This window comes from Dictyobacter aurantiacus (genome assembly GCF_003967515.1).
GTDB classification, from domain to species: Bacteria; Chloroflexota; Ktedonobacteria; order Ktedonobacterales; family Ktedonobacteraceae; genus Dictyobacter; species Dictyobacter aurantiacus.
The window spans coordinates 4,528,261-4,548,162 of sequence record NZ_BIFQ01000001.1 but is presented as its reverse complement, the minus strand read 5'-3'; the positions used below and the strand labels follow the sequence as shown (position 1 = coordinate 4,548,162).

Annotated in this window: 15 protein-coding genes and 1 tRNA gene; 9 read left to right on the top strand and 7 right to left on the bottom strand. The window is 55.3% G+C overall.

Features of this window, described 5'->3' with window-relative positions:
• Positions 1–9: 9 nt before the first annotated feature.
• From nrfD to KTT_RS18260, 4 genes are all read left to right on the top strand, one after another.
• Positions 10–1,134, top strand: coding sequence for an NrfD/PsrC family molybdoenzyme membrane anchor subunit (gene nrfD, locus KTT_RS18275; protein ID WP_126597362.1), 1,125 nt, complete (start codon positions 10–12; stop codon positions 1,132–1,134).
• A 177-nt stretch (positions 1,135–1,311) separates the two neighbouring features.
• Entirely contained in the window at positions 1,312–3,978 is a 2,667-nt protein-coding gene (locus KTT_RS18270) for a CDC48 family AAA ATPase (protein WP_126597361.1), read from the top strand.
• A 301-nt stretch (positions 3,979–4,279) separates the two neighbouring features.
• On the top strand, positions 4,280–4,657 hold the full coding sequence (locus tag KTT_RS18265) for a hypothetical protein (RefSeq protein ID WP_126597360.1): 378 nt from the start codon (positions 4,280–4,282) through the stop codon (positions 4,655–4,657).
• A gap of 9 nt (positions 4,658–4,666) precedes the next feature.
• Positions 4,667–6,454 carry an ATP-binding protein gene (locus KTT_RS18260; protein ID WP_126597359.1) on the top strand — a complete coding sequence of 596 codons (1,788 nt, stop codon included), beginning with the start codon at positions 4,667–4,669 and terminating at the stop codon, positions 6,452–6,454.
• Here the strand turns inward: KTT_RS18260 and KTT_RS18255 are convergent.
• The 3 genes from KTT_RS18255 to KTT_RS18245 all read right to left on the bottom strand — a co-directional run bounded on the left by KTT_RS18255 (position 6,449) and on the right by KTT_RS18245 (position 8,092).
• Positions 6,449–6,973: a hypothetical protein gene (locus KTT_RS18255; protein WP_126597358.1), complete on the bottom strand. Its 525-nt coding sequence runs from the start codon at positions 6,971–6,973 to the stop codon at positions 6,449–6,451. The genes KTT_RS18260 and KTT_RS18255 overlap by 6 nt on opposite strands.
• A 277-nt stretch (positions 6,974–7,250) precedes the next feature.
• Positions 7,251–7,898 carry a protein-L-isoaspartate(D-aspartate) O-methyltransferase gene (locus KTT_RS18250; RefSeq protein ID WP_218030916.1) on the bottom strand — a complete coding sequence of 216 codons (648 nt, stop codon included), beginning with the start codon at positions 7,896–7,898 and terminating at the stop codon, positions 7,251–7,253.
• 122 nt (positions 7,899–8,020) lie between these two features.
• A tRNA-Val gene (locus tag KTT_RS18245) sits at positions 8,021–8,092 on the bottom strand.
• A 160-nt stretch (positions 8,093–8,252) separates the two neighbouring features.
• Here KTT_RS18245 and KTT_RS18240 point away from each other — a divergent pair.
• From KTT_RS18240 to KTT_RS18230, 3 genes are all read left to right on the top strand, one after another.
• Positions 8,253–9,131, top strand: a complete 879-nt coding sequence (locus tag KTT_RS18240) for a slipin family protein (RefSeq protein ID WP_126597357.1) — start codon at positions 8,253–8,255, stop codon at positions 9,129–9,131.
• A 352-nt stretch (positions 9,132–9,483) separates the two neighbouring features.
• Positions 9,484–9,888 (top strand): hypothetical protein, encoded by a 405-nt coding sequence (locus KTT_RS18235; protein ID WP_126597356.1) that lies wholly within the window; start codon positions 9,484–9,486, stop codon positions 9,886–9,888.
• Between the two features lie 642 nt (positions 9,889–10,530).
• Positions 10,531–10,764, top strand: coding sequence for a hypothetical protein (locus KTT_RS18230; protein ID WP_126597355.1), 234 nt, complete (start codon positions 10,531–10,533; stop codon positions 10,762–10,764).
• Positions 10,765–10,903: 139 nt separating this feature from the next.
• On the opposite strand, the gene KTT_RS18225 is transcribed toward KTT_RS18230, so the two are convergent.
• On the bottom strand, positions 10,904–12,481 hold the full coding sequence (locus KTT_RS18225) for a GxGYxYP domain-containing protein (protein ID WP_126597354.1): 1,578 nt from the start codon (positions 12,479–12,481) through the stop codon (positions 10,904–10,906).
• A gap of 185 nt (positions 12,482–12,666) precedes the next feature.
• Here KTT_RS18225 and KTT_RS18220 point away from each other — a divergent pair, with 185 nt between their 5' ends.
• Positions 12,667–14,262, top strand: a complete 1,596-nt coding sequence (locus KTT_RS18220; protein ID WP_126597353.1) for a class I adenylate-forming enzyme family protein — start codon at positions 12,667–12,669, stop codon at positions 14,260–14,262.
• A 69-nt stretch (positions 14,263–14,331) separates the two neighbouring features.
• Here KTT_RS18220 and KTT_RS18215 read toward each other — a convergent pair whose 3' ends face one another.
• Complete coding sequence (locus tag KTT_RS18215; RefSeq protein ID WP_126597352.1) at positions 14,332–15,309, bottom strand: hypothetical protein; 978 nt, start codon at positions 15,307–15,309, stop codon at positions 14,332–14,334.
• 381 nt (positions 15,310–15,690) lie between these two features.
• On the opposite strand from KTT_RS18215, the gene KTT_RS18210 reads away from it, so the two are divergent.
• Entirely contained in the window at positions 15,691–17,643 is a 1,953-nt protein-coding gene (locus tag KTT_RS18210; RefSeq protein ID WP_126597351.1) for a protein kinase domain-containing protein, read from the top strand.
• A gap of 35 nt (positions 17,644–17,678) precedes the next feature.
• On the opposite strand, the gene KTT_RS18205 is transcribed toward KTT_RS18210, so the two are convergent.
• A complete protein-coding gene (locus KTT_RS18205; protein ID WP_126597350.1) occupies positions 17,679–19,184 on the bottom strand; it encodes a sensor histidine kinase in 1,506 nt (501 codons plus the stop codon).
• The gene (locus KTT_RS18200) at positions 19,181–19,858 is read right to left on the bottom strand and encodes a response regulator transcription factor (RefSeq protein WP_126597349.1); all 678 of its coding nucleotides are present in this window, start codon (positions 19,856–19,858) and stop codon (positions 19,181–19,183) included. The genes KTT_RS18205 and KTT_RS18200 overlap by 4 nt, the downstream gene beginning before the upstream one ends.
• Positions 19,859–19,902 lie beyond the last annotated feature (44 nt).

Below are 19,902 nucleotides of genomic sequence, written 5' to 3'. Positions count from 1 at the left end.
AAGAGTACAATGGATAGCATACGAACCTCGTTCTCCGAGGTGCCGCACACACAAGGGCAGCCGAACAACGGGAAGCCCGTGGAGATGCCAGCCATCACGCCACAACCCGGCTTGCTGGCCACCCTGGCACGCCTGAGCACCGGCTACCAGCCTGATCCAGAACGCGAGCTACATGAAAAGAGCTACTATGATTATCCCGCCCTCAAGGCTCCGGTCTGGAGTTGGGAGATCATCTGGTACTTCTTCATGGGAGGACTGGCCGGGGGCTGCTATGTGCTGGCCACCATCGCCTCACTCTTTGGCTCGAAAGAGGACCGCATGGTCGCGCGCGTCGGCTACTACGCCTCGCTGCTCGCGCTCCTACCGTGTCCGCCCCTGCTGATCAAGGATCTGGGGCGACCCGAAAAGTTCCTGAACATGCTGCGCGTCTTCAAATTTAAATCACCCATGTCAATGGGCGTATGGGGTCTGCTAGGCTTCTCCGTATTTAGTGGCCTCACCGCCGTCATTCAGGCCGCCCAGGATAGCCTTCTGGGTAACTGGTGGGGCGCGCGCCTGTTGGCACGTCTGCCGCAGAAGCTACTGGCCATCCCTGGCAGCTTCTTCGCCGTCTTCCTCGGCGGCTATACCGGGGTGCTGCTGGCCTCAACCAGCATCCCCGTCTGGTCGCGCAGCCGCATGCTGGGAGCCCTGTTTGTCTCCTCGGCCTTCTCAACCAGTACCGCCTTGATCTCATTTATATTGCGCATCATCGGCGCACCCGCCAAAACCCTGCACAAGCTGGAGCGCATCGAATGGATGAACATGCTGGTCGAAATGGTCAGTCTGTTCGCCTACCTGCGCACCTCTGGCCGGGCCGCCAGAGCACTGGTCGGAACGGAGCCACGGGAACAGGGGCGCACCTTCTGGAGCGTCATGGTTGGCGGTGGCCTGGTCCTGCCCTGGTTGATCCAGACCTTCTTACTCACCAACAAGCAGGACACCAAGAGCAAAGCCAGGAAGCGCGGTGGCATCGGCATGTTCGTCTCCGCCCTGGTATTAATTGGTGGCTACTTCCTGCGCCGCACCGTCGTCAACGCCGGTCACACCTCCAGCGCGGACGCGCGTACCACCCTCTGGAACGCCAGACGATAAGCTAGTTGTAAGATACATTGGGACCCCGGACCCGCCAGGCGGGTCCGGGGTCCCAATGTATCTTACAATAGGTAATTTAATCTAACTTTCTGGTGACTATCTCGTATATGTTGTTGCATCCACTGTGATGAGACAAGCAATCCCCTTACGTCATCATGGGGAAAAGAGAGGATATATATGGAGGAGCCACGTACTACTTCCACTACAAATACACATAATTCTAATTCCGACACAGCAACCCAGGTGACGGCCAGGCTTGATGGTCAGGCACCGGGACATACAACCACCAGACTCGCCAACGACACCGCCGGTGATACAGCGACCGGTTCCAACGGATCGTCTTCAGAAACCGCAAAAAATCCGGACACGGAACGCATGCAGTTCGTGGTTGTCGAAGGCTTCCAGGTAGGGCGTGGCGCCGCGCGTATCGATCCCGCTGACATGGCGCGCCTTGGCTGCCAGGCAGGCGATATCATCATGATTGAGGGCGCGCGCACCACCGCCGCCAAAGTCGTACCCAGCGCGAACATCGATCGCGGGCAACGCTCGATCCAGATGGACAGCCAGGTGCGTCAGAACAGCGCCTCTGGACTTGGCGAGCATGTTAGCGTCCACAAAGCCAGGGTGAGCACAGCCGAAAAGATCACCATCCTGCCATTGAGTGGCGGCGCCCCCATTCAGGAGAGCGATCTGCAATACATCACGCGCTACCTGGTAGGCCTGCCTGTAACGATTGGTGATCTGTTACGCGTTGGAACGCCAGGTACGGCGCCACGCGAATTCCTGATCATCGGCACCAACCCGGCCACGCCAGCGTATACTCTGCAATCCAGGAAGACCGGTGAGCTACCCATTGTAGAAACGCCCGCACAGGGCAATGATGTGGAAGCGGTCATGGTACAGCCCGGCACCATTGTGCGTGCCCAGGCTAGGGGAGCCAACAACGGCGCCTCCCACCATGTCGGCTATGAGGATATCGGCGGACTGGGAAAAGAGCTACAGCGCATCCGTGAAATGCTGGAGCTGCCACTCAAATATCCCGCCGTCTTCGACCGCCTGGGCGTCGAACCACCAAAGGGCGTTCTGCTCTATGGTCCTCCAGGAACAGGTAAAACACTGATCGCGCGCGTCGTCGCCACCGAGACCAAGGCCACCTTTTTTATCATCAATGGCCCCGAAATCATTAATAAATTTTACGGTGAAAGCGAATCGCGACTGCGCTCAGTCTTCCAGGAGGCCCAGCGCAAAGCCCCCAGCGTCATCTTTATCGATGAGATAGACGCGCTGGCACCCAAGCGCGCCGAGAGCGGCGGCGAGGTCGAGCGCCGCATCGTCGGCCAGTTGCTGGCCCTGATGGATGGACTGGAGTCACGCGGCCAGGTGGTCATTATCGGTGCCACCAACCAGCCCAATGCCCTGGACCCCGCCATTCGCCGTCCCGGCCGCTTTGATCGTGAGATCGCCCTGCGCGTGCCCGATATGCGAGGGCGCATGGAGATCTTGCAGATTCACAGCCGCGACGCGGCCCTGGCCAACGACGTTGACCTGCAGCGCCTGGCCCAGTTAACGCCTGGCTTTGTTGGCGCCGACCTGGAGGCGCTCTGCCGTGAGGCCGCCATGATCGCCCTGCGCCGCGTCTTGCCCTACATCGACTATCAGCGCGGCTACATTCCCTATGAAACGCTGGTCAATCTCAATATCAGCATGGCCGATTTTCAGGCTGCCCTGCGCGAGATCGAACCATCGACCACCCGTGAGGTCTATGTCGAGGTCAGCGACACCTCCTGGGATGACATCGGTGGTCTTGAATATACGAAAAACATGCTCACAGAGAGCGTGGAATGGCCCCTGCGCTATCCAGAGATCTACTCCAATGCCAGGGTTGAGCCACCGCGAGGAGTTATCCTCTCGGGCCCTCCGGGATCTGGTAAGACGCTGATCGCCCGCGCCCTGGCCAACCAGTGCGAGGCCAGCTTCATCTCGATCAAGGGACCCGAGCTGCTCTCAAAATGGGTAGGCGAATCGGAGAAAGGGATTCGCGAGGTGTTCCGGCGTGCCAAGCAAGCCGCCCCCTGCATCGTCTTCTTTGATGAGCTGGACGCGCTGGCACCCCGACGCGGCGGCGGCAACGATGGCAATGTCGGAGACCGAGTCATCGCCCAGTTGCTCACCGAGATGGATGGCATCGAGGGACGCGAAGGCGTCATCGTGCTGGCGGCCACCAACCGTCCCGACATGATCGATCCCGCCCTGCTGCGTCCCGGACGCTTCGACCTGGCGGTTGAACTGCAATATCCAGATGAGGAAGAGCGGCGCGCCATCTTCGCGGTCCACCTGCGCGGACGACCCGTGGCGCCGGAAGTGACGATCGAAGAACTGGCCCGCATCACACCCGGACGCAGTGGAGCCGACATCGAGGCCATCTGTCGCCGCGCCGCCCTGTTCGCGCTGCGCGAATGGATCGCGCCCCGCTTAACCGTAGGGCAGGTCTCCGTCGTGCCGGTACTCGAAGCACCCGAGAGCAACGATACCACCACAGCAAACGAAACAAGTACGACGACAGCATCCCAGGCAGACGACAATACAACAACGGATAGCGCCGGGCAGGAGGGTCAGCCGGCGACACCTCCCAGGCGCTTCTCGATTCGACCTGAGCACTTCGCGCGCGCCATCGACGAGCAGCATGAGCGCTACTCGATTCAAGAGGCCGCCGAAGAGGAGCGCGCGCGTCAGGAGCGTGGTCGTCAGCGCCTCATCGATATGGCCGCCGACTACAACTCAAAGGAGAAACCCCAACCACGCGGCTTCCGCCTCTGGCTGGCACGCATCTTCGGATTAGTATAGAACAGCCCGGAAAAAGCGCACGGGATATTGCAGGTTATGCCCATTGAGCATAACCTGCAATATTTTTATGCAATAAAATACAAACACAAAAGCCTCTACAGCTTTTATTGCTGTGTTGACATATAACTACAAACTCTACCCTAAAAGGGATACACGCTTGCATACAATACGTGCAAAACGATAGAACCGCATGTATACATAAAACTTGGTTCTTATGTAGGTACTATACACTTACAATATATAGGTGACTATGCTATAATAAACAACGGAGAACATTACTAGCAAGCGAAGGGAGGAACCAGTGTTACCCATACATGACAACTCCTCTTCCGTCTCCCGTGAGCAAGTTACAGAGGCGTACCTGAAAGTCATTGGGTTGATTGATGAGCGAGTCGCCCCCTACTTAGGGAGAGCAACCACTCGTGTTCTCGTACAGGGTGCCGCCAGGCGCATCCAGGACAATTATCCATTTCTGTGTTGTTTAGTTCATCGTCCTTATACCGATATTATCCCATCAGTTTTTCATGAACAACTTGGTGGCATTACTGCATACGAACTCATAGAGGGACTCAATGCCTTATTAGATGAGTGCTTCGCAGGATTGCGTGAACTTACCGGTGATCTTATCGTTCCACCCCTTCATGACGAAGTAACACATCAATTAAGACAATTGCAGTAAGGGGGCCGCATGGAGAGCAGTGTACAATCTGACTTACAAGCCGCAGATATCCCATATCGCTCTCCAAACATGCAGAGCGCCGATCGCTTGAGTGCGCTTAAACAAGAGATGGAATATCTCAATACGATTGGCAAACAATTTGTTGCCGCCTTCGACCGCTTTCAAGTTCATCGTGCTCTGCTGGCCGCCCTACAAGATCTCTACAGCTTCTCAGCCTGTTGTATTCTTCTAACTGGTAACCCGATAGACCTCTTCATCATTCCATGTTATCCGCTGAACGGGTCCTTTTTAGAAGCGATGATTCAGCGCATTGCCAGTGCCGCCAATGCGCTGAACTTTCCAGCCATTACCCCCGAGCAACTGGCGCGCTCCGCCTACTTTGATGCCCCCGACGAACTGGCGCAACGCCGCAAACAGGGCGAGATATCCAGCACCACCATAGGCTCGGGTCTCAATATACCCCTTACCGTGGAGAACCGCATCATCGGCATGCTCAGCCTCTTCGACGAGAAACCGGGCACCTTTGATGCCGATCTATTGCAGCTCACCACCATGATCGCCGATTACGCGGCGGTCGCGTTGGACAACGTACGCTTACGCGAGCGCGAGAACGCCCTCTGGCGCGAAGCAGAACTGGAGCGCATGCGCCTGGAACTGATTATTGGCAGCATGGCCGAAGGCCTGCTCATTACGGATGCCAAGGGCGCGATCACCTCGCTCAATACCTCGGCGGAGCAATTGTTGGCCCAGGCCCAGACAGAGTTTACGCCAGGCGTCCCCTTGCGCCAGCTGGCCGAGACCAGCAGCGTCCCCTGGCTGCCACGGCTGGCCGACATTATTCACCAGGCGCTCAGCGGCCATACCGTCAAAAATCAAGAACTAGTAGCCGGACAGGAAGACGATCGCGTGCCACTGACGCTCAATATCAGCGCCGCGCCACTGCATGATGCCAGCGAGTTCGCCACGCGACCGGTTGGCGTCGTCGCGGTCGTCAACGATGTCACCTCCAGCAAGCAGGTAGAAAAGTTAAAGGATGACTTCGTCTCAGTGGTCTCACACGAACTGCGCACCCCGCTGACCGCCATTAAAGGTTATACCCAGCACCTGGTACGCCGGGTGGAACGGCGCCTGCGCAAGCTGCGCAGCAGTACCGAAGGGGCCGTCATCGACAGCCCTGAAAGTCAGGACCTGCGCAGTCTGAGCATCATTCAGAGCCAGACCGAACATCTGGAACGCCTGGTCAACGACCTGCTGGACCTCTCACAGGTCCAATGGGGACAGATCCATCTACACTATGAGACCTTTGACCTGCCAGCCGTCCTGGGAGAGCTCGTACGTTCGGTACAGGCCAGCGCGGAACAACACAGCCTGATCCTAGAAACAACGGATCGCGAGGCCAGGGTGGTCGCAGACCGCGCGCGCATCGAACAGGTCATCGGCAATATTCTGGATAACGCGGTCAAGTATTCGCCCCACGGCGGACAGGTCATCGTACGCCTGTACAGGCAGCCGTCGCAATATCACATCAGCATCACAGACCAGGGCATCGGCGTCAATCCCGAGCACTTTGAACATATCTTTGAGCGCTTCTATCGCATTCACAATACCTCCAGCCAGCACTACGCGGGTATCGGGCTGGGGCTGTATGTAGCCAAAGCGATTATCGACCGCCATGGCGGTCAGATCTGGCTGGAAAACAATCAGGGGACCGGCAGCACCTTCCACGTCACCCTGCCGATGGTTCCACCGTCCAACGAACAGCCCGGGACAACCTCCACAGGCAATACGACGTTATAGCGAGAGCATCTGCAAAAGTTCAGAGGGATTCGAGCCGAAATGAGTGCGCAAGTAGGAATGCCCAAACGAGGTGAAGTGGATCTTCGACCAGTTGGAGCGGAGAAACTGCATTGTGCGCAGAATGCGTGCCTCACCCCAGAGCGGATAACGTAAATCGCGCAGCACGCTCACCAGATCAGCCAGGCTGGTTAACACCACCCCGCAGGCAAGAATGATAAACTTGAGAAGATAATGATGAGGCAAGGCAATCGGGCTCAGAGACGTAAAGAGGCCTATCGAGAGCACACTACCAGACACGACAGCTGGTACCAACACATCAAGCCAGAGGGAAAGGAGAGAGGGTTCACGTAAAACCATCAGGGTAAGTCCACAGGGGCCGACAGCCCAGCCGACCAGCGGCTCATGCCGTCCCAACAACACCAGTACATGGGTTAACTCACCGAGGACAATCCAAAGCACCAGGAATATTACTAATCCTAAAACATTAGTAACGTGGATACTGGCTAAAAAACCTGGCATGCAAATCCCTCCACAGCAGCAATTGGCTTCCTGAGAACACCTTCTATTACTCTTATTATAAAGCAACAATTCATCATCACGCAATTGTACAGCCAAAATAGATCTGAGAGGAGCACACTGAAACCATAGGCATTCCTCTTACCGGTCGCTTGCTCGCCCCCATTCGGGCGTCCGCATACGCGGCCGCACTGTTTTTTATGTTTTGCCGCACTGCGTGGCGCAAGAGCGCCACGCAGTGCGGCAAAACATAAAAAACACATTGAAAAAAGATGCGGGGTTAGCGCCAGGCATCTTCGCCGATGAGAGGAACAAAGACGCAGCGACCGAGTGAATGGATTTGCATACCCGAATGCGTACGCTGAATTACCTGCAACTCCTGCTGGGCCTGGTCGCCGACCGGCACTACCAGGAAGCCATCCATATCCAGCTGCTCTAGCAGTTGTGCAGGAACATGCGGAGCGGCGGCCGTCACCAGGATACGGTCATAGGGGGCATGGTCGACCCAGCCGATAGAGCCATCGCCAATCAGGAGGGAGACATTGGCACAACCGAGCTGATCCAGGCGCGCATCCGCCTGGTCGGAGAGCTGGGGATAACGCTCAACGCTGTAGACATGCTGGCAGAGACGGGCCAGGATGAAGGTCTGGTAGCCCGAGCCGGTACCGATCTCCAGCACCTTCTCGCGTCCGCTCAGTTGTAGCGCCTGCGTCATGATCGCCACCATCAGTGGCTGTGAAATCGTCTGGCCCAATACCAGTGGCAACGCCTGATTGGCATAGGCCATGGGCTGGAACGATGAATCGATAAACATTTCGCGCGGCACCGCGGCGATAGCCTGCAGAACACGCTCATCACTGATACCATTTTGTTGTAACAGGTCTACTAATTGTTGACGTTGAATAGTAAAATCTTTTGGCATATGCATGTAATAAAAGTCTCTCAATGAGTTGGGACACATAGAATTGATGGAACTAAACGACAACTACAATGGGGGCGTGATCGTATAAAGTACTGAGATGTGGAAATATGCTTTTTGGGAGAATAGGGTGGGCGCTACTGGGTTCGAACCAGTGGCCTCTTCGGTGTGAACGAAGCGCTCTCCCACTGAGCTAAGCGCCCTATTTGCTAACGGAGATAAATATAGCATTAGTGCCTCAGATTGTCAAGCGCTTTAAAGGGAATATTTTCGTCGCCAGCAGCTTTTATGATGCCCACTATTTAGCGTCTCTCATTGTAGAGCGAGAATTTCCATTCTCACGAAAACCGAAGGAGATACATTATGACGCTTATCATAATACTCATTATCCTGGCATTGATCCTATTCTTTTTCGTACTGCCAGGCTTACGCGTCGTACAGTCGTATGAACGCGGCGTCATCTTCATTTTAGGCGGACTCCGTGGAGCAAAGGGGCCGGGCGTCTTCTGGGTGCCACCGATGATTACCCGCATGATGAAAGTGGACCTGCGTATAGTGACGATGCAGGTTCCACCGCAGGAGATCATCACACGTGACAACGTCACCATCCGCGTGACAGCCGTGGTCTACTTCTACGTGGTCAATCCCGAGGACGCGGTAACCAAAGTGGTAAACTTTATAGATGCCACCATGCAGATCGGGCAGACAACCTTGCGTAACGTGCTGGGTCAATCTGACCTTGATGAGCTGCTGGCCCACCGAGATCGCATCAACCAGAATCTGCAGACCATCATCGATGAGTATACAGAGCGCTGGGGCGTCAAGGTCACGGCGGTAGAGGTGAAAGATATCGAATTGCCACCGACCATGCAGCGTGCGATGGCCAAACAGGCGGAGGCGGAGCGCGAGAAACGCGCCAAGATCATTCACGCCGAAGGTGAGCTGCAGGCATCCACCCAACTGGCCCAGGCGGCCAGCGTCATCGGTTCACAGCCTAGCGCGCTCCAGTTGCGCTATCTACAGACGTTGACGGAGATCGCCGTTGAGAAAAACTCAACCATCATCTTCCCACTCCCTATGGACATCATTGAGCCATTGCTCAAACACCTGCCCGGGGCAGCGGAAGGCAATCATGAACGGCCATCGGCGCGTCCGATTGCCGAGCAAGCAGGACGCGAGGTACCGCCCAACGCCTACATGGATCAGACAGCCACCCGTCCAATGACAACGAAAAGGGATTAGGGGTGGGTGATCCCACACGCGTAGCCGCTACGCGGCCGCACTGTTTTTTTGTGTTGATGCATGGGCTGCGCGAATTCGCAGCCCATGCATCAACACAAAATTGGCTCTTGAGTACCAAGCACAGGTAAAGGAGAATAGTTATGAAGAAATTAGTCGCTAAATGGGTTGTGGGCGCAATCGTGATACCGGCCATCGTCGTGGTCGTACGCAAACAACTCTTCCAACAGATCGATAAATATCTCTAAACAGCTTCACGCCATGCAAAAATGGCCAGCAATTGTTATGAGCCGTGGTTCACCATATGGTATACTGAGGGACGTAGTTCTAATACATGTTCTTCAGGAGATACCATATGGATGACCAGACCCTAAGCTCCACGAAGGAGCCAGCGAAGAATACAGCATCTCAACACATGTCAGCGCAAGCAAGTGCGGCCTCACCGGAGAGAGCGGGCAGCGAACACCGACAGGCCTATGGTACAGCGAAGACTGAAAACTTACGCGACTCAGGATTGTGGCGCGTCTTGCTGCCGGTAGTCGTCATTGCCTGCTGCGCGGCCTTGTTAATTATCCCCCTGGTGATTTTAATTCCACTTCTTTATAATTCTATCCACGCCATCGGCACCACTAACGTCAAAGAAGCGCAGCTGGTCTGGGTGTGGATCACCATGATTATCGTGGAATTAGGTCTCTTCTTTGTTATCGCACGCGGCCTTCTCAAAATTTTTCTGACCCAGGCGGGCAACTATCAACACTAGCCTGCCAACACCTTCAGCATATTTCAGCGGAACTCTGCCCAATGGCAGGGCCCCGCTTTTTTTTATGGGCCGCACGTCCATACACGAATAAGACAGAAGTCCCTGGAAATACCGCCGCTATAGCCAGATCCGGCTAATCAGCATGAGGATCCAAAATGTGAGTGAAAATCGCTTGACAATTATGTCCCTGCCAAGTACACTCATTAGCAGTTAGTAGACGTTTCATAGTCGGTATATAGTGGATATGAGATCGTATATTCTTTTAGGAGGTGAGTTCTATGCACAATAGACAGACAATCGCAGAAAATTGTGAGCGAATTGCGAGAACTCTTCCAACCACACACAAGAATGCATAACATATGCGCAAAGCTGTTGTGACTTCGATCGACCCGAGCACTTACTCTTGTCCTCAGCGTTCCTCACAATGCAACACCATTCCTCATGTTGTCAACATACATACCTCATTGATAGAGAAAGCAGTATGGTACACACGATAGCTATGCCCTATCGCATTGTAGTATTACATCAATGGAAAAGCAGTATTACTTTAGCTACCCAGGAGAGGTTCCAGGTGTGTAATCCAGCATTTATAGATGCATTAGCACAGGTAAATTCCTACCTCGCAAGAGAGGAGGTGAAAGCATGAGAGGAAAACTACGTGATAAGAACTCGATAAATAGACGCGACACGTTCCGTCGTGGCGCAGAGGGCGAGGTTCGTCGTCCATACAAACGCGATACACGCGTAGCTCATTGGATCGACCAGAACCTTGAGGATGAGTATTATGAAGATGAAGTCGAGCTCGAAGACGATGAAGAAGAGGCCGGGATGGCCAGGCTCGACATAAACATAAAAAAACCGACCACCCGAAAATAAAGCGGGCCGCTTCAGAGGCATCGAGTGGCGGCGCTATTCCCCCGACTCGATGTCTCTTTTTTTGTTGCATTTTGCCATTCCTGCTAGCGCTATAGTCCGACAGCACCATTATTAAAAACCCTCATAAAAGGGTACTTTGCTACGTTCTTAGCAGAGAGAAGAGGGTGCCAGGCAACACCACTTCATATTCTTCTCCCAGTTGCGCCATCACTTCCCCGACCATAGAGGGGGTCATCGTCCAGGCAATCAGGTAAATGCTCAGGAAGAGAGGGCGGCGCCGGAACAGCGTAGACGCGAGCCGGATCAACCTGACGGTGCGCTCAACGCTATCGGTAAAGCCAAGGTGATGATAGATAGTCAGGTCGCCGACCTGTTGCCAGCGGGCGGCCTTGCCCGTAAAGCCCGCGCCGCTAAAGATATTCCTGACCCCGTAGGGGGCCAGCTCGCGCGCGAATTGATGCTGCACCCGGTGATCTCTCAGCTGCATACCCTGTAGACTAAAGGCCGCCACCAGCGGCAATCCGGTGCGGTATACGGCGTCCACATCCAGCACATCGAGTATGCTCATATCCAGAGACTGCATCAGGGAGCCGGTCTGCTGCAGGAATGGACTGAGTAGATGGCGTGGCCAGCGAGAGGGATAGATATAGCCAAGGCCGCTGGGACCGGCCACCAGTTCATCCAGTGCAGTCGCGCTACCCGTGTAGTAGGCAGCTAAGGCTGGCGCGGCATGCGTGAGTAGGGGCGGGAACGTCCATCCCAGCGGAATAGTGCCCCGGGCGGGATCCTGCCAGAGAGCGCGCAGACGATGCTGACAATATTGCAGATTATCACCATCGCTCATAGTAAAGGACAGGTAGATCTTTTCACGGCGCTCGACATGCCGGGTAGGAGCCGGGGGGATGGGCATTCGCGCCACCGGAAGCGCCATCCATACTTCCAGGTTCAGCGCATAGTCCGATGCTACCACCGCGATGCCCACCGCCGAGGTCATCGCCACGGCGCTCTGCTCGTGGATCACCCATCCCATATGTACAGCGCCGGGGGCATAAAAGGCCAGCAGATGACGCAACAGACCACGTTCAGAAACGTTGTCCTTGCCAGCCTCAGGCAGATAGCGACGTGAGTCCAACCAGTAGACAAAGGCCTGGCTGGCAACCAGGAACGAGCGCAGACCACAGAAGGCTCCTGGATCCAAACCCGCCAGCACATGCCGGGAGCAGCGGGGCTGCAGATGTTGCCGCGCCCATTGATAGGCCTGCAGACGTGTGCGCCAGCCATAGGTGCGTAAATCGTTCAACACGGGCAGGTCACAGACCACCTCTAGCCGTTCAGCCAGATCGGGAGACACGACGAGGGCATCCTGCAGACCAGCCATCGTCGTAGCAACGTTAATAGTATCCGGCAATGCTGGATCGTAGATCAACAATCCGGTAAAAGCCGAGCGATACGTCCTCAGCAGATCTACCAGCGCGGGTGAACCCTGTTCCGGGCCGCGTACCTGAGGAACAGAGGTAAAGGTATGCTCAAGCCAGAACGCATCATCGTCGCTGGTAATCAAATAGATCCTGGCCAGAGAACGATTAACAATGCCAGCCGCCACCGTCGCGGTAACATATTCATCACGCGAAGCACCGCGTAGATCATAAATAGTAAGCTGAACCGGTGTCAGCAATGGTGGTAAAAAACGCCTATCGAACCACTGCAATCCACTCACAGCGCTCTCCTCCAGATCTTACCCTCTATCCCGGCCAAAGCTTGACCTTCCCGAGAAACGAAGGTATGCTACAATATACAAGCAAACTGGCATATGCAAGCCAATCGCTCTACGCAAGCAAACCAACAGTCCTGTAGATTTTTTCTGCTGCTCATAGTCGAGTTTATACAGAAAGGACGCCCGGTATGGCAAATAAATTGTTTGCACCCGAACTTTTCCGTCCCCCACTGGATATCCCAGACATCCCTTATGATCATCTCCTGCGCAAAGCCGCCGAGAGCAATCCTGATCGCCTGGCCATCGTATATCACAACCTGAGCTTTACCTATCGTGAAACCGTCTCCATGGTAAATAGTATCGCTAATGGTTTGTACGAACTAGGGCTGCGAAAAGGCGACCATGTCTGTCTGTTTACCACCAATCGGCCAGAATATATCGTCACCTTTATAGCGGCCGCTTCAATTGGCGTGGTCGTAAGCCCGATGAATCCTTCTTATAAAGAACGCGAGATCAGCTATCAGCTGGAGAACTCCGAAGCGAAGGCGATCCTGATACAGAAGGAACTGGTGCCGACGTTAACCCTGGCCCTGAACCAGAAAGAATTTCCTAATCTAAAGCATATTATTGTGACCGGGGCACGGCCGCCGGAAACGCTGCCCAACGCCATCGCCTTCGGTCAGCTTCTGCGCCAATCATCGCCCAAAGCTCCACCGCATGTTGATATCGACGGTGACGACCTGCTGGCCCTCCCCTACTCATCCGGCACCACGGGTCTACCCAAAGGGACCATGCTGACCCACCGCAACCTGGTGAGCAATAATCTGCAATTTACAAACGCTCAGGGCATCAACCTGACGGACGCGGCACTGCTCTTCCTCCCCTTCTATCATATTTATGGCGTCATGCTCACCGGCAGCTTCCTGGCCTGCGGTGGCACACAGATCATGATGGAACGTTTCGACCTGCTCGAATCATTGGAGCTGTGTGAGAAGTACCAGGTGACCTACTATTTCGCCGTTCCACCCATCATTCTGGGACTGGCCAACGCCCCGATAGACCTGGGCAAAATGAAGAGCGTCAAATGTATCTTCTCGGGCGCCGCCCCCATGCCCACAGATCCGGCCCGCAGGCTACAGGAGAAGATTCCCGGACGCGTCGTACAGGGCTACGGCCTGACGGAAGCATCTCCGCTGACCCATTCACAGCCACGCGACACATCGCTGATACGACTGGGTAGCGTCGGTCTACCCACACATAATACCGAGTGCAAAATCGTAGATGTAGAGACCGGGACACGCGAACTGCCGCAGGGTGAGCAGGGAGAACTCATCATTAAAGGCCCGCAGGTCATGCAAGGCTACTGGAAGGCGCCTGAAGCGACGGAGCAGGCCCTGAGAAACGGCTGGCTGCATACCGGAGATATCGCCTACGTGGATGAAGACGGCTATACCTATATCGTGGACCGCAAAAAAGAGATGATCAAGTACCACGGCTTCGGCGTCGCACCAGCTGAGATCGAAGCGCTGCTGCTCGAACATCCCTCCATCCTGGATACAGCGGTCATCGGCGTCCCCGATGACGAAGCCGGAGAGCTGATCAAAGGCATCGTGGTCAAAAAACCAGGCGCGACCCTCACGGAAGAAGACGTCTTGAACTTCGCCAATGGCAAGCTGGCCGGCTATAAACGGCTGCGTCTCGTCGAGTTCATCGACGCCATCCCCAAAACCGCGTCCGGCAAGATCTTGCGCCGCGAACTCCAGGAACGCGAAAAAGCAAAGTAATAATTATTGAGGTTACAACGACAAAAAAAGAACGCAGGTGCGCCGCACCTGCGTTCTTTTTTTGTCGTTTTAGAGGCCGCCAACGAAGAGGCCGCGGGCCATGATTTCGCCGGCGAGGGAACAGACGACGACGAGATAGAGCATGCCAGTAGCGGATTGGAAGGAGCGGTCGCGAATGAGCTTCCAGGCCAGTCCACCCAGGACGAGGGGCATAATGTAGCCAACCAGGACGCGAATCCAACTGATCGCATCCGGGCTCAAAGGGGCTACGACCGGCGCGTTGGCCGGCTTAACCTGACTGGACGGGACCGGCGTTGCCGGCGCGGTTATCGCGGGGGCGCCAGTGTGTGCCTTGTTCGCATAGGTCGAGCTCGGTCCGCCGATGGCGAAGAAGATGACCTGTGCCGCCACCGCCACCAGGACCAGGGTAGTCGAAAACTGTAAGGGCCGCTCAGAGAGCGCAGGGGTCACCAGGTACCAGTGCCCAAGCCACATAGCTGTCAACACGCCACCCAGAGCGAAGGCGGCCGCGAAGAAGCCAGCAACGGTAAAGAAGCCACCAATACTCCCGGCGGCCAGGGGGCGAAAGATCATCGCCGTGACAAAAAGGGTGATAAGTCCGGCAATAACGGTCGCGACACCGCTGGCAAGGCGCAGAGCTCGGACCGCGCTCTTTTTCCGTGGCGCCTCCGGCAATGCTTCCCCATCTTTAGTAGTCGTTGCCTTATCCTGTACGCCAGCGGTTTTATCTAGCAAGAGAAAAAAACTATAAGGAATGAGTAGCAGGAAGAAAAGCAACAATGGAAGCGACTGGTAGCCTGTCCAGGCCTTGTCGAGTTGAGGGTAGGTATTAAGCAATGCTGGCGTCGCAAAGCTCTGCTGGAGCCAGTAGGTTAAACCAGCCAGCACGAGATAAATAAGAGCATACGAGACCAGGAAACCACGCTTGACCTCGTTACGCCAATCAAGAAAAACCAGGACGCTTACCGCGCCAATTGCAACCTCAGCCATGACTATAAAGAGAACCAACGGTAACGTTTGTAGCATGATATCTTTTTATCCTTTGAGTGCGTCAATCAGTGTCTATCTGGGGCATGAAATCTTCCACGACCATTCAGATTATAGCGCTGTTGCTAGCTATCAGCAACTTTATTTTTTGCCGCCCTTCGGGCGGCGGAGGAGGGGAGAGGCGCTGGGGGCACAGCCCCCAACCCCCCGTAGGTGCTTGGGCTTGCCCCAGCTTTAGGGGCTAGCCGCTGGATCATGCCCCCGGCATGCTCGCTTGCATCCCCGCTGCAGGCTACTTTTAAATAGCCTTGTCAATAGCACGCTTGTATTGACAGAGCCCGGCCATTCAACTAAACTGAAAAGAGCGCACGAGCACCTGAATCCGCTGTTACTTGATAGCAATTACCGAGAGAAAAAAGTATGCCGTCTTGTCCAAATCCCCGCTGCCAGGCTGTTTACGCACCAGGAACAACGCAATGTAGTAATCCATACTGTAAGTGTCTCCTGCCAGAAGCGCTGGTCGCGGGACGCTACCGCATTGAGACGCTGATTGGTCTTGGTGGGATGGGTGCGGTCTATCGAGCCAGCGATACCTTTGAAAGTCTCCAGATTGCTCTGAAAGTATTGACGCTCTCCCCCAATATACTGGATGTTGATACGGCCATTGAGCGTTTTCGGCGCGAAGCGCGCTACGCGCACCAGATCCATCATCCCAATATCGTGTCGGTGCTGAACTTTGGTCAGGATGGTCCCCTGCTCTATATCGCGATGGATCTGATCACCGGTGGCACGCTGAAGGCGCTCCTGAAATCTGAAAATCCACTTCCCATAGACCTGGCACGCCGCTACGTCAATGAGCTGGCGTCGGCGCTCGACGCCATTCATCAACATCCTCAGCAAATCATCCATCGTGATATCAAGCCATCGAATCTCCTCATCCACCAGGACGATCAGAGGCTAATGGTGGCGGACTTCGGCATCGCCCGGGCGATGCAGCAGGAGAAGCCGCTGACACAGCGCGGATGGGCGCTGGGAACCGAACACTATACAGCACCCGAACAGGAGCAGGGCAAAGCCGAACCGGCCAGCGATATTTACGCCATGGGCGTGGTAACCTACCAGATGTTTACCGGGCTGCTCCCATTTCAGGCCGTCATCAAAAACCACGCGCCCTCGCTACCTGGTCCCAGCAGCTTGAACCCCATGTTGCCGCCGGAAGCGGATACAATCATCCTGAAGGCGATCTCCACCGATCCTGGAGAACGCTACCCCAGCGGGCAAGCGTTCGCCGACGCGCTCAATGCTGTACTGGCACAGCCCGGCATCTGGTCTGAACCCACCATCGCCATGGATAACATGGCATCGACCATGCTCACAAACAATGACGATAACGTGATTGTGCGCATGATCATCCCTGAAAATCCCTGCGGCCAGTGTGGGCGTGAGAATCGACATACCTCACGGTTTTGCCGCCACTGCGGTCATAGCTTGAGCGATACGTCGCCGCTGGTGCACGAGGTCTGCCAGGTTGGCTACCTGAGCGATATTGGGCGCCAGGCGCCGAGCAACGAAGATACGCTGCTCATTGTCCAGGGTCTGTGCATCAATCTACCACCCCCGCCCCGCCCTTTCGGTCTTTTCGCCGTCGCCGATGGGCTACGTGGAACCAGGGGGGCACAGGCAAAGGGGCATGAGGCCAGTCGCCTGGCGACCGAGACACTGGCCGACATTCTCCTGCCTCTCTTGAGTACACCAACCACCTATTCCGCGCAATATAGCTATCATACACCGGTCACTGGCGCTCAAGCAGGGAACCACACACCTCATCGATCAACGCCACCGAGCGAAGCGATTCTGGAACAATGGATACGAGACGCGGCCAGGCAGGCCAACCAGGTCATCTACCATTGCAACGCAGACTACGACGCCACCATGGCCAGTACGCTAACCCTGGCACTCATGTACAAGCGGACCCTCTACGTTGCCAGCGTGGGCGATAGCCGGACCTACCACTACACTCCCCAGAAGGGCCTACGCTGCCTCACCAGGGACCATACGATCGCCGCCAGCCTGGTAGACGCTAACCTGCTGGCTCCAGATGAGGTAGCCAGGAGCCCCAAGCGTAACCAGCACTATCGCTATCTCGGCCAGAACTACACCATAAATATCGACACACTTCAATGCAAGGTCGAGCCCGATGATGTTATCTTGCTCTGTACCGATGGGCTCTGGCATATGCTCTCCGATGAGCGTATCCGTAAGATTATCGAAATGGTGGAAGACCCCCAACAGCTGGTCGCCCTGCTGGTAGAGGCCGCCAACACCGCAGGCGGTGAAGGGAATATCAGTGCGATAACCATTCGGGTGCAGTAGCACCCGAATGGTTATCGCACTTTGCCACTCTATGCTTACACACATACGCAGGGGAGGATGATGGTGAAGGTGGAACCACGACCGGGAATGCTCCTGACCTCGATGGCGCCTTTGTGGGCGTGGACAACCCATTCTACGATAGAGAGGCCCAGGCCGGTGCCGCTAACGGATTTGGAGCGGGCGGGATCGGCGCGGTAGAAGCGTTCGAAGATGTGCTCGATGTCTCTGGCTTCGATGCCGATGCCGGTGTCTGCTACATGTAGGTAGGCGTGGGAATCGTGCACTTCTACGGATATGGAGATTTCACCGCCTGGATTGCTGTAATTGAGGGCGTTATCGACCAGGCTCATGATAACCTGTATCAGGCGAGCCGCATCGCCCAGGACGGTAGCGGGCATTAAGGTCCTGGTGTACAGCATCATCTGGCGCTCCTGGGCCAGCATTTCAAGACTGTCGACCACGTCGCGTGCCAGCAGATCCAGGCGCACAGGCTCGCAGTCCAGGTGGATCTGTCCTTCATCGGCCCGGGCCAGGATCAACATGTCATTGATTAAATGCCCAAGATGTTCAGACTCTTCATTGACCTCGGCCAATACATGTTTGTACTCTTCAGCGCTGGTGAGTTGTGAAAGGGCCACTTCGGTCATATTACGTATCACCGCGACCGGGGTACGCAATTCATGCGAGGCGTCGGCTACCAGGCGGCGCTGCTGGACAAAGGCACGTTCCAGACGCGCGATCATTTGATTGAAAATAATAGATAGATCACGCACCTCATCTTTAGCAGCGGGCACCAGCACGCGCTGATTTAAATCGTTGACGTTGATTTCACGGGCCGTTCTTGCCAGGCGCTGGATCGAGCGGAACGCCCGGCCTGAGAGCCAGTAGCTACCCAGCGAACACATGGCCAGCGAGAGGAGCATGAGCAGAAAGAGCACCAGCACAATGCGGTCCAGTGAACGGTTCAGGGTCTCCAGCGATTGGCCGACCTGGACCACGCCGATGATGGTATCTCCATCGACCAGCATCGTACTGTAGATACGGATCGATTGATCATTAACGTCGTTCATTGTTGCGCGCCAGGGTTTTCCCGCCAATGGCTGCGACACGCTATCCTCCGGAAGTATCAGATCACCGGAGGAGCCCGAGGAATAGATCTCATGACCCCGTCGGTCTAAAACACGCACCAGAACAAGATCATGACGAGAGGACTGGGTGTAGTAAGGAGGTCCGGATGAGTTGCTGTCGGCGTCATCAGAAGAGTTATATGGATCGATCAAAGCAGCCGGAGCATCCAGTTCTGGGATCTCCTGGGTCATATCATCTACGTAAAGCTTGCCATTATCTACACCCACCCCCTCGGCTACATGTTGAGCACGCTGTTGAAGGGTAGAGTCAAAGCTGTTGAAAAGGATCTGTTGGAGGGTAGAGTAGAACGCCAGGCAGAAGACAAGCATGAGGAGCACAGAGACAATCGTATACCAGAGTGTCAATTGCATACGCAAGCCAGGTGGTGATAGATGTCGCAATTGCCTGATCATACCGGTGGTTCCTTTAGCTGATAACCCGCGCCACGGACTGTAACGATGACGTCTGGCTCATTCTGCTCACACAACTTCCGGCGTAGATACCGTATGTACACATCAATAACGTTTGACAGGTGCTCGGTGTCGCTATCCCATACGTGTTCAGCTATCATGGTACGGCTTAAAACCTGATGCGGGTGACGCATAAAGAATTCAAGTAAAGCATACTCCTTACTCCCTAATATAATCAAGCGGTCACCCCGATAGACCTCGTGGGTACGGGTGTCAAGAGTGATGTCCATGAAGCGCAATACCGGAGTTTTAGTGGGGCCCTTACGTCTGAGCAGCGCACGCACACGGGCTTCCAGTTCGCTAAAGGCGAAGGGCTTAACCAGGTAGTCATCGGCCCCCAGATCCAGGCCTTTGACGCGATGATCTACCTCCCCCAGAGCTGTCAACAGGAGAATGGGCATGGTGCGCTTCTTCTCGCGCAGACGGCGACAGACCTCGAAGCCATTGAGGCCGGGCAACAGGATATCCAGTACGACCAGGTCGTACGCCGTAGCCAGGGCGGCCAGCAGCGCGTCCTCACCATTGGCCATCAGGTCAACAGCGTAGTGATTGCCTTCCAGGCCTTTTTTCAAGCTGGGACCCAGTCGTGGGTCGTCCTCAACCACCAGAATTCTCATGAGGCATCTCTCATCTATATGCATCAAAAAATGCAGTGCATTGA

What these genes read in the sequence shown, in the direction of transcription:
- nrfD (WP_126597362.1), top strand. Translation starts at nt 10, where the DNA reads ATGGATAGCATACGAACCTCGTTCTCCGAGGTGCCGCACACACAAGGG.
- KTT_RS18270 (WP_126597361.1), top strand. Translation starts at nt 1,312, where the DNA reads ATGGAGGAGCCACGTACTACTTCCACTACAAATACACATAATTCTAAT.
- KTT_RS18260 (WP_126597359.1), top strand. Translation starts at nt 4,667, where the DNA reads ATGGAGAGCAGTGTACAATCTGACTTACAAGCCGCAGATATCCCATAT.
- KTT_RS18255 (WP_126597358.1), bottom strand. Translation starts at nt 6,973, where the DNA reads ATGCCAGGTTTTTTAGCCAGTATCCACGTTACTAATGTTTTAGGATTA.
- KTT_RS18250 (WP_218030916.1), bottom strand. Translation starts at nt 7,898, where the DNA reads ATGCATATGCCAAAAGATTTTACTATTCAACGTCAACAATTAGTAGAC.
- KTT_RS18240 (WP_126597357.1), top strand. Translation starts at nt 8,253, where the DNA reads ATGACGCTTATCATAATACTCATTATCCTGGCATTGATCCTATTCTTT.
- KTT_RS18235 (WP_126597356.1), top strand. Translation starts at nt 9,484, where the DNA reads ATGGATGACCAGACCCTAAGCTCCACGAAGGAGCCAGCGAAGAATACA.
- KTT_RS18230 (WP_126597355.1), top strand. Translation starts at nt 10,531, where the DNA reads ATGAGAGGAAAACTACGTGATAAGAACTCGATAAATAGACGCGACACG.
- KTT_RS18220 (WP_126597353.1), top strand. Translation starts at nt 12,667, where the DNA reads ATGGCAAATAAATTGTTTGCACCCGAACTTTTCCGTCCCCCACTGGAT.
- KTT_RS18215 (WP_126597352.1), bottom strand. Translation starts at nt 15,309, where the DNA reads ATGCTACAAACGTTACCGTTGGTTCTCTTTATAGTCATGGCTGAGGTT.
- KTT_RS18210 (WP_126597351.1), top strand. Translation starts at nt 15,691, where the DNA reads ATGCCGTCTTGTCCAAATCCCCGCTGCCAGGCTGTTTACGCACCAGGA.
- KTT_RS18205 (WP_126597350.1), bottom strand. Translation starts at nt 19,184, where the DNA reads ATGATCAGGCAATTGCGACATCTATCACCACCTGGCTTGCGTATGCAA.
- KTT_RS18200 (WP_126597349.1), bottom strand. Translation starts at nt 19,858, where the DNA reads ATGAGAATTCTGGTGGTTGAGGACGACCCACGACTGGGTCCCAGCTTG.